Raw genomic sequence first — 8,571 nt, 5'->3', positions numbered from 1 at the left:
CCCCCAACCCCCCGCCCCCGCCGAGCTGGAGTTCCCCAACGGCCTGGGCGGGTTTGCCGAGGGGGGCCGCGAGTACCGCCTGGCGCTGAGCCCGGGGCAGTCCACGCCCGCGCCCTGGGTCAACGTCGTCGCCAACCCGGACTTCGGCTTCGTGGTTTCGGAGGCGGGCAGCGGCTACACCTGGGCGCTCAACAGCCGCGAGAACAAGCTCACCCCCTGGTCCAACGACCCGGTCGGCGACCCGGCGGGCGAGGCCCTCTACGTGCGCGACGAGGAGAGCGGGGAGCTGTTCGGCCCCACCGCCCTGCCCCTGGGGGGCGAGGACGGCGTTTATACCCTCCAACACGGGCAGGGTTACAGCCGCTTCCAGCACGAGTCCGGCGGGATAGGCCTCGAGCTGACCCAGTTCGTGCCGCTGCGCGACCCCCTCAAGATCTCCCGCCTGGTGCTGCGCAACCACTCCGGCCGCGGCCGCAAGCTCTCGGTGACCGCCTACGCGGAGTGGGTGCTGGGCGTGGAGCGCGCCGCCTCGAGCTTCCATACCCGCACCGAGCTCGACCCCCAGACCCGGGCGATCTTCGCCCGCAACCGCTGGAACCCAGAGTTCGCCGAGCGGGTGGCGTTCGCCGACCTGGGCGGCCGGCAGCAGGCCTGGACCGCCGACCGCCGCGAGTTCCTGGGCCCGGGTGGCAGCCCCGCCCGCCCCGCCGCGCTCCTCGCCGGGGCCACGCTCCTGGGCGCGTCGGGGGCCGGGCTGGACCCCTGCGCCGTCTTGCAGGCGGCCGTGCAGATCCCCGCGGGCGGCCAGGCCGAGGTGGTGTTCCTGCTGGGCCAGGCCGGGGGGGCCGAGCAGGCCCGGGAGCTGATCGGGCGCTACCGCGGCCGCCGCCCGGCGGAGGCGCTCGAGGAGGTGCAGCGCTCGTGGGACGAGACGCTGGGCAAGGTGCAGGTCACGACCCCGGACCGCGGCCTGGACGTGCTGCTCAACCGCTGGCTGCTGTACCAGACCCTCTCGAGCCGGGTCTGGGGTCGCAGCGGGTTCTACCAGGCCGGGGGGGCCTACGGCTTCCGCGACCAGCTCCAGGACGTGATGGCGCTGAGCGTGTCCAGGCCGGAGATCGCCCGCGAGCACCTGCTGAGGGCCGCCGCCCGGCAGTTCCCGGAGGGCGACGTCCAGCACTGGTGGCACCCCCCCAGCGGGCGGGGGGTGCGCACCCGCATCTCCGACGACCGCCTGTGGCTGCCCTACGCGCTCGACCACTACCTCGAGGTCACCGGCGACGCGGCCGTGCTGGAGGAGCAGGTTCCCTTCCTCGAGGGGCCCCCCGTGCCCGCGGGGCACGAAGACCTCTACTTCGAGCCCGCGGTGTCGGGGCAGGGCGCTAGCCTGTTCGAACACGCGGCCCGGGCGCTGGAGTGCAGCCTGGGGCTGGGCCCCCACGGCCTGCCGCTCATCGGCGGCGGCGACTGGAACGACGGGTTGAACCGGGTCGGGCTGGGCGGCCGGGGCGAGAGCGTGTGGCTGGCCTGGTTCCTGCACGCCAACCTCGAGGGCTGGTCCCGGCGGGCCGAGGCGAGGGGCGAGGGGGAACGCGCCCGGGTGTGGCGCGCGCATCTGGGCGGCCTCGAGCACGCGCTAGAGAAGGAGGGCTGGGACGGCGACTGGTACCGGCGGGCCTTCTTCGACGACGGGACGCCGCTGGGCTCGGCCCATAACGCCGAGTGCCGCATCGACGCCATCGCCCAGTCCTGGGCGGTGCTCTCGGGGGCGGCCCCGGCCGGGCGCGCCGCGCGGGCCATGGCCTCGCTCGAGGAGCACCTGGTGCGCCGGGATGAGGGGCTGGTCCTGCTGCTCACGCCCCCCTTCGACCGCACCCCCCAGGACCCGGGGTACATCAAGGGCTACCTGCCGGGGGTGCGCGAGAACGGGGGGCAGTACACCCACGCGGCGATCTGGTCGGCCATGGCCTTCGCCGCGCTGGGGGACGGGGACCGGGCGGGCGGGCTGCTCGGCCTGCTCAACCCCGTGCACCAGACCAGCAGCCGCACCGGCGTGCAGCGCTACAAGGCCGAGCCCTACGCGATGGCCGCGGACGTCTACGCCGAGCCCCCCCACGTGGGGCGGGGCGGCTGGAGCTGGTACACCGGCTCCGCGGGCTGGATGTACCGCGCCGGGCTGGAGGGGGTGCTGGGCTTTTACCTGCGGGGGCAGCGGCTGCGCCTCGACCCCTGCATCCCCAAGAGCTGGCCGGGGTACCGCCTGGTCTTCCGCTACCGCGCGGCCACCTACGAGATCAGCGTGGAGAACCCGCAGGGGGTGAGCCGGGGGGTGGTGGGCCTCGAGCTCGACGGGGTCGCGCTCTCGGGCAACAGCCTCCGGCTGAGCGGGGAACCCGGGTCCCACCGGGTACGGCTGGTCCTGGGCATGCCGGGCTGATGCCTCTGGGGCGGGCGCGGCGTAGGCCTCGGCCACGCGGGCGTAGCGCTCGTAGCCGCCGGGGTCGAGGGCGCCGGGCAGCCGGAAGGGGCCCACGAAGACCGTGGGGGGTGCCGTGCTCCGCCTGGCCGACCCCGCCGGTGCGGGCGTCGAGGAAGAGCCGGCGGTTGGCGGTATCTGCGAGAAGCTGCCGGCGGATCCTGCGTAGACGGAAACTCTACAATGTGCGGGGCAGCCAGGATCTCGTCGCGAAAGCGCATATAATCCAAAGTATCCCCCGGACACGGCGGCTCACGCCCGGTGAGCCGCCAGCGGAGCTACTGCGGCTGGGGGCGTGGGGATGCCGGCCGACGCCAGTCTCGGTGCGGTTTTCAGGGGCCCAGCCGCCCCTCGAAGGGACCGCCGCAGGTACGGCCTGGCCTCAGAACGTTTCCGGGAGCATTTCTCGCAGGTTGTTCCAGGACTGTTTCGCGGGCAACGCCATGGGGGCCGTGGGTAACTCACGCTAAACGTCAAGAGGTGGTAGAACCCTATGGACCGAGACGACGCACGACCGGATCTCACCCCCGGCGCCCAGTCCCCGATGCCCGATATCTTCCTGTCCGCCTCCAGGACAGGCGACGCACCGCTCGACGTGATCGTGCTGGACGCCTTGCGCGCCATCCGGGAGCACCTCGGCATGGAGGTGGCGTTCGTCTCGCAATTCCGGGACGGCAGGCGCTACTTCCGCTTTATCGACTCCGCGACGGGGAGCCCTCCCGTCGCGGTGGGCGATTCCGACCCCCTCGAGGAGTCCTACTGCCAGTACGTCGTCGACGGACGGCTGCCCGAACTCATCCGCGACGCCTCGCAGGTCCCGGTGGCGCTGGAGTTGCCCGCTACCACTGCCCTGCCGGTAGGGGCCCACCTGAGCGTGGCCCTACGCCTCAGCGACGGCCGGGTCTACGGCACCATCTGCTGCTTCAGCTCCAAGCCTGATCCCACCCTGAACGAGCGCGACCTGGCCCTGCTGCACCTGTTCGCCAACTTCGTGTCCCAGCAGATCGAGCGGCGCCTCGCGGCCGACCGTGACCGCCAGGCGATGGCCGAGCGGGTCACGGCGATGCTCGGCGCCGGGGCTTTCTCCGTCGTCTATCAGCCCATCTTCCACCTCGTGGAAGGGAGGATCCTCGGGTTTGAGGCCCTGACCCGGTTTTCGGCCGAGCCGGCCCGCAGCCCTGACGTGTGGTTCGGTGAGGCCGCCGAGGTCGGCCTGGGCGAACAGCTCGAGATGGCGGCGGTCGGGAAGGCCCTGGCCAGGCTCGACCGCCTGCCCGCCGGGGTCTACCTCTCGCTCAACGTCTCCCCGACCCACCTCCTCAGCGGCGCGGTCGCGCGCTCGCTCGAGGGGGCGCCGCTGGGCCGCATCGTGCTGGAGGTGACCGAGCACGTCCCCATCACCGACTACCCGCGGTTCATGGCGGCCCTCGAGCCGCTGCGCCGCCGGGGGTTACGCCTGGCCGTCGACGACGCCGGGGCCGGCTACGCCAGTTTCAGCCACATCCTCCAGCTCGGCCCCGACCTGATCAAGCTCGACGTCACGCTCACCCGTAATGTCGACGCCGACCGCACGCGCCGCTCGCTCGCGGCCGCGCTCATCCGTTTCGCTGAGGAGACCGGCAGCCGGATCATCGCCGAAGGGGTGGAAACCGTGGCTGAAAGGGATGCCTTGCAGGGGCTGGGGGTGGACATGGCCCAGGGGTACCTCTTGGGTCGCCCCATGCCGATCGCCGAAGCCGCCGCCCTACTGCGGCCCCCCTACGAAGGCCCATAGGCCCGCAGGCCGCGACCTCTGGGTGTTCTACGGCCTGCCTCGGCCCGCCCCTCGAGGCTCCCGGCGGGGCGGAGCGCGAGCGAACACCACCCGTCACGCGCCGCACGGGTTTCGAGGGCCTAGCCGGGCGAGCCCACGCGGGGAATGCCGGCCGTTCCGGGGTGAGCCCATAGCTGTGGGGCATACGGCGGGGCAGGAGGGGCTCGAGCTTATCCCGCGGCGGGCGGTGTTCCGCACGGGCATCGGGTAGCGGCCGGGCTGACGACCCTCCCCGCGGCGTTGGGCGTGGCGGCCATGCCCAGGGGGCTCGCTCGGATGGCGTAACCGAAACCCGGCGGGTTTCCGGCGCCGACCCCCGGGTCCAGGCACTTCTCGCGGGCCGTCCCCCCGGTCGTGCCGGCACCCCGCCGCGGCTAGGCCCCGGGGCGCTCCTGCAGCACCCAGCCGTTGCCGTCGGGGTCGCTGAAGAAGGCGAACGAGTTCCATTTCCCGCCTCTCCCCTCCGCCCACACCCCCCCTTCGACGTGCCGGACGGGGCTCACCCCCACCCCCCGCTCGAGCAATCCCCGCCGCGCGGCCTCGAGGTCGCCCACCACGACCTGCAAACCCTGCAGCGAGCCCGGCGGCATGGTGTGGATCCCGCGGCTGAGGTGGATCGAACAGGCCGAGCCGGGCGGGGTCAACTGCACGACGCGCACGGAGTCGCTGAGCCGGGTGTCGAGGTCGACGGCGAAGCCGCACTGCTCGGCGTAGAAGCGCTTGGCGCGGTCGAGGTCGCTGACGGGGACCTGGACCACCTCGAGCCTCCAATCCGTCGCGCTCACGGCCGGCCCCCGGCCGGCGCGTAGCGCAGCAGCACCACCCCGGAGCCGAAGTCGCGGGCCTCGAGCAGCCCCAGCGTCTTCCTCGTGCCGCCCTCGCCGAACAGCCGCCGGCCCCGGCCCAGCAGCACCGGGAAGACCATCAGCCGGTACTCGTCGATCAGGCCCCGCTCGGTGAGGCCCCCGACCAGGGTGGGGCTGCCGAAGATCAGCACGTCCTGCCCCGGCTGCTGCTTGAGCCGGCCGACCGCCTCGGCGAGGTCGCCGCGGAGGAGGCTGGAGTTCTGCCAGTCGGCCCGCTCGAGCGTGGACGAGACGACGTGCTTGGGGATGGAGTTCATCCGCGCGCCGTACTCCCCGGTCTGCTCGGCCATGTGGGGCCAGGCGGCGGCGAAGCCCTCGTAGGTCACCCGGCCCAGCAGCAGCGCGTCGGCGGCGAAGAGCTCGTCGAGCTTGAAGCGCTGCTGCTGCGGGCTGCCGAAGTCGAAGGCCCAGAGGTTGGGGGACTCCACCACCCCGTCGAGGGTCATGAACAGCGAGGCTACGATCTTGCGCATGCCGGTCCTCCTTTTCCCGCCCGCGGGCGGCTTGTGACGCTCCTGCCGGTTGGCTGAAACGCGGGTTGGCCGTGTGCATTCTGATTATAGCGTATTTAGTCCTAAATCACAACCATAAGCTATGGGTTTGCTAGCGGTGAGGGTGGGGCGGGGGGCTCACCCCGACGGCTCAGGGGTTCGCCGGGGAGCCCCCAGGTCGGGTTAATCCCCAGCCCGCACGGCCGAGCGGTTCCCGGCCAACCCTGCCCCCGGCCCTGCCTCCCGCGCTCGAGCGCCACCGCCGGGCGCCGCGGTAAGGTGGAAGCCGCGGGGCGCCGGCAGCGGGCCCTGCGGAGGTGAGGATGTACGGTCTGATCAGCAGGCTGAAGGCCGTGCCGGGGCGGCGGGAGGCGCTGGTCGCGGTGCTCTTGGAGGGGTCGGCGGGGATGCCGGGCTGCCTGAGCTACGTCGTCGCGCGCGACCCGGCCGACCCGGACGCGCTCTGGGTCACCGAGGTGTGGGACACCCGAGAAAGCCACCGCGCCTCGCTGGCGCTGCCCTCCGTCCGGCAGGCGGTGGAGCGCGGCCGGCCGCTCATCGCCGGCTTCGGCGAGCGGCACGAGACCGAGGTAGCCGGGGGCCACGGCCTCGGGGGGTGAGGGGCCGGGCCCCCCGCCGCCCCGCGTGCACGCCGACCCGGCCCGATGGCCCGGGTTCCTTATAATCGCTCCATGAGTTCCGACACCCCCGAACTCTCCCCCCGACCGGGGCAGGCTTCCGAGCCCCGCGAGCGCCTGCGGCTCCTGCTGGGGTGGTGCGAGGCACAGGGAGACGGCGACCCCGCGGGGCACCTGGCCGCGGCCCGGGAGGCCCGGGAGCTCGCGGGCGCGCTGGGCGAGGCCGGGCTGGAGGGCGCGGCCTGGCTCGAGCAGGGCTACGCCCACACCGCCCTGGGGGACCCGGCCCGGGCGCTCGAGGCCTTCCGGCAGGCCCTGGCACGCTTCGAGGCCGGGCGCGACCTGGCCAACACCGCCCGCTGCCTGCGCGGCATGGGCGTCGTCTACGACGGCCTGGGCGACTTCGAGCGGGCCCTGGCCCACTTCATCGACAGCCTCGAGCTGTTCACCCGCCTGGGCGACCCCGCCGCCGAGGCCCGCGCCCTCAACAGCATCGGCATCGTCTACTCGCGCAGCGGCCACCCGGAGGAGGGGCTGGAGTACTACCGCCGGGCCTACGAGGCCCACCGGCGGCTGGGGCGGCTGCTCGAGGGCGCGGCGGCGCTGAGCAACATGGGGATCAACCTGAAGAACCTGGGGCGGCTGGAGGAGGCCGAGGGGGTCTTGCGCGAGGCCCTGTCGCTGTCTGCGCCTTCCGAGCGGCGCATGCGCGGGGCGGTGCTGAGCAACCTGGGGCTGGTGCTGGAGAAGCTGGGGCGGCTGGGGGAGGCCGAGGACTGCCACCGCCAGGCCTGCGGGCTGCTGCAGGGCCGGGAGTTCCCGGCGCTGGCGGTCGAGGCCGCGCTGTGCCTGGGGCGCTTCTACGTGGCGCAGGGCCGCCTGGACGAGGCCGGCCCGCTGCTGCGGCAGGCCGAGGAGCTCAGCCGCGCCAGCGGCAACCGGCCCAAGGAGGCCGAGGCCCGCCTGGCCCTGGCCGAGCTGCACAAAGGGCGGGGGGAGTTCGAGGCCGCGCTGGGGCACCTCGAGGCCGGCCGCCGGCTGGAGCGCGAGGTCTTCGACGCCGCCTCCGACCGCAAGCTCAAGAACCTCCAGGTGAGCTTCGGGCTCGAGCAGGCCCGGCGCGAGGCCGAGCTGGAGCGGCGCAAGAACGCCGAGCTCGAGCGGGCTTATGCCGAGCTCGAGGCGCTGCACGCAGCCCTCAAGGAGTCCGACCGGCAGAAGGGCGCGCTGCTGCAGCGGCTCGAGCGCATGGCGCTGGAGGACGGCCTGACGGGGCTGTTCAACCGCCGCTACCTCGACGAGGCCCTGGCCCGGGAGTTCGAGCACTCCCGGCGTCACGGCCGCCCGCTGAGCGTGGCGCTGTGCGACCTGGACAACTTCAAGCGCATCAACGACCGCCTGTCGCACATGGTCGGCGACGAGGTGCTCAAGGGGGTGGCCCGGCTGCTGCGCGAGCACGCCCGCCCCGCCGACGTGGTGGCCCGCTACGGCGGGGAGGAGTTCGCCGTGCTGCTGCCGGGGGCCGACGCCGCGCAGGCTCGGGCGGCCTGCGAGAAGCTGCGGGCGGCGGTCGAGGCCCACCCCTGGCACACCCTCCACCCCGAGCTGCGGGTCACGCTCTCGGTGGGGGTGTGCTCCGACCTCAGCCTGGAGAACCACGAGCGGATGCTGGCCGAGGCCGACCAGCGGCTCTACCGGCCAAGCACCGGGGCAAGAACCAGGTGGTCGCTTAGGGAGGGCGCCGTGGCCCTCGCGAACCCCGCGATGGCGGCCTCGAGGGCCCCGGGGGAGGGGGCGTGAACCGGCGCCAGGGCATCGACCCCGCCGCCGCCGGGCTGGTGGCCGGGCTCGTCGTCGTCACCGGCCTGCTGTTCTGGGGGTTCGTGGCCCTCCAGACCTTCCGCTCGCTCTACGACCACGCCGCGGCCCGGCGCTACGTGGCGACCCAGGGCGTCATCGAGGACGTCCTCATCGTGAACTACCCGCGCGGGGGGCCCACCTACGGCTTCGAGTACCGCTACGAGGTGGGCGGCCGGGTGTACCGCGGCCGGCGGGTCTCGGTGGGGCCCGTGGACACCCAGGCCCTGGCCCGGAGGTGGCCGGAGGGCACCCGGGTGACGGTGTACTACGACCCGCGCGACCCGCGCAGAGCGGTCCTGATCCGCGACCTCGGCCTGCTGCGCGACTGGCAGTGGCCCGCGTTCGTCTTCCTGACCCTCAGCCCCCTGCTGGCCTACCTGCTGCTGCGGCGCCACGCCCCCCGCTGAGCCCCGCGCCACCCCCTCAC

General features: G+C 73.5%; 7 protein-coding genes. 5 read left to right on the top strand and 2 right to left on the bottom strand.

Features of this window, described 5'->3' with window-relative positions; translation table 11 throughout:
- On the top strand, window positions 1-2,437 hold a 2,437-nt coding region (locus tag Mterra_RS16470), incomplete at its 5' end, for a glycoside hydrolase family 94 protein (RefSeq protein ID WP_338025081.1).
- A gap of 532 nt (window positions 2,438-2,969) precedes the next feature.
- Window positions 2,970-4,250 carry a sensor domain-containing phosphodiesterase gene (locus Mterra_RS16465; protein WP_218022957.1) on the top strand — a complete coding sequence of 427 codons (1,281 nt, stop codon included), beginning with the start codon at window positions 2,970-2,972 and terminating at the stop codon, window positions 4,248-4,250.
- 413 nt (window positions 4,251-4,663) lie between these two features.
- Here Mterra_RS16465 and Mterra_RS16460 read toward each other — a convergent pair whose 3' ends face one another.
- Window positions 4,664-5,074, bottom strand: a complete 411-nt coding sequence (locus tag Mterra_RS16460) for a VOC family protein (RefSeq protein ID WP_119316153.1) — start codon at window positions 5,072-5,074, stop codon at window positions 4,664-4,666.
- Entirely contained in the window at window positions 5,071-5,628 is a 558-nt protein-coding gene (locus tag Mterra_RS16455; protein ID WP_119316152.1) for a dihydrofolate reductase family protein, read from the bottom strand. Before Mterra_RS16455 ends, Mterra_RS16460 begins: the two co-directional genes overlap by 4 nt.
- Before the next feature lie 341 nt (window positions 5,629-5,969).
- On the opposite strand from Mterra_RS16455, the gene Mterra_RS16450 reads away from it, so the two are divergent.
- The 3 genes from Mterra_RS16450 to Mterra_RS16440 all read left to right on the top strand — a co-directional run bounded on the left by Mterra_RS16450 (window position 5,970) and on the right by Mterra_RS16440 (window position 8,551).
- Window positions 5,970-6,266, top strand: a complete 297-nt coding sequence (locus Mterra_RS16450) for a putative quinol monooxygenase (RefSeq protein WP_119316151.1) — start codon at window positions 5,970-5,972, stop codon at window positions 6,264-6,266.
- A 72-nt stretch (window positions 6,267-6,338) separates the two neighbouring features.
- A complete protein-coding gene (locus Mterra_RS16445; protein ID WP_170159710.1) occupies window positions 6,339-8,084 on the top strand; it encodes a tetratricopeptide repeat-containing diguanylate cyclase in 1,746 nt (581 codons plus the stop codon).
- Window positions 8,081-8,551 carry a DUF3592 domain-containing protein gene (locus tag Mterra_RS16440; protein WP_119316149.1) on the top strand — a complete coding sequence of 157 codons (471 nt, stop codon included), beginning with the start codon at window positions 8,081-8,083 and terminating at the stop codon, window positions 8,549-8,551. Before Mterra_RS16445 ends, Mterra_RS16440 begins: the two co-directional genes overlap by 4 nt.
- The last annotated feature ends 20 nt before the right edge of the window (window positions 8,552-8,571 follow it).

Origin of the sequence: Calidithermus terrae, from assembly GCF_003574345.1 — a bacterium.
In the GTDB taxonomy this organism is placed as follows: domain Bacteria; phylum Deinococcota; class Deinococci; order Deinococcales; family Thermaceae; genus Calidithermus; species Calidithermus chliarophilus.
The sequence above is the reverse complement of the archived record's forward strand: the minus strand, read 5'-3'. Positions and strand labels throughout refer to the sequence as shown.

Coding starts and splice junctions, on each gene's coding strand:
- Mterra_RS16455 (WP_119316152.1), bottom strand. CDS start 5,628: ATGCGCAAGATCGTAGCCTCGCTGTTCATGACCCTCGACGGGGTGGTG.
- Mterra_RS16445 (WP_170159710.1), top strand. CDS start 6,339: ATGAGTTCCGACACCCCCGAACTCTCCCCCCGACCGGGGCAGGCTTCC.
- Mterra_RS16465 (WP_218022957.1), top strand. CDS start 2,970: ATGGACCGAGACGACGCACGACCGGATCTCACCCCCGGCGCCCAGTCC.
- Mterra_RS16450 (WP_119316151.1), top strand. CDS start 5,970: ATGTACGGTCTGATCAGCAGGCTGAAGGCCGTGCCGGGGCGGCGGGAG.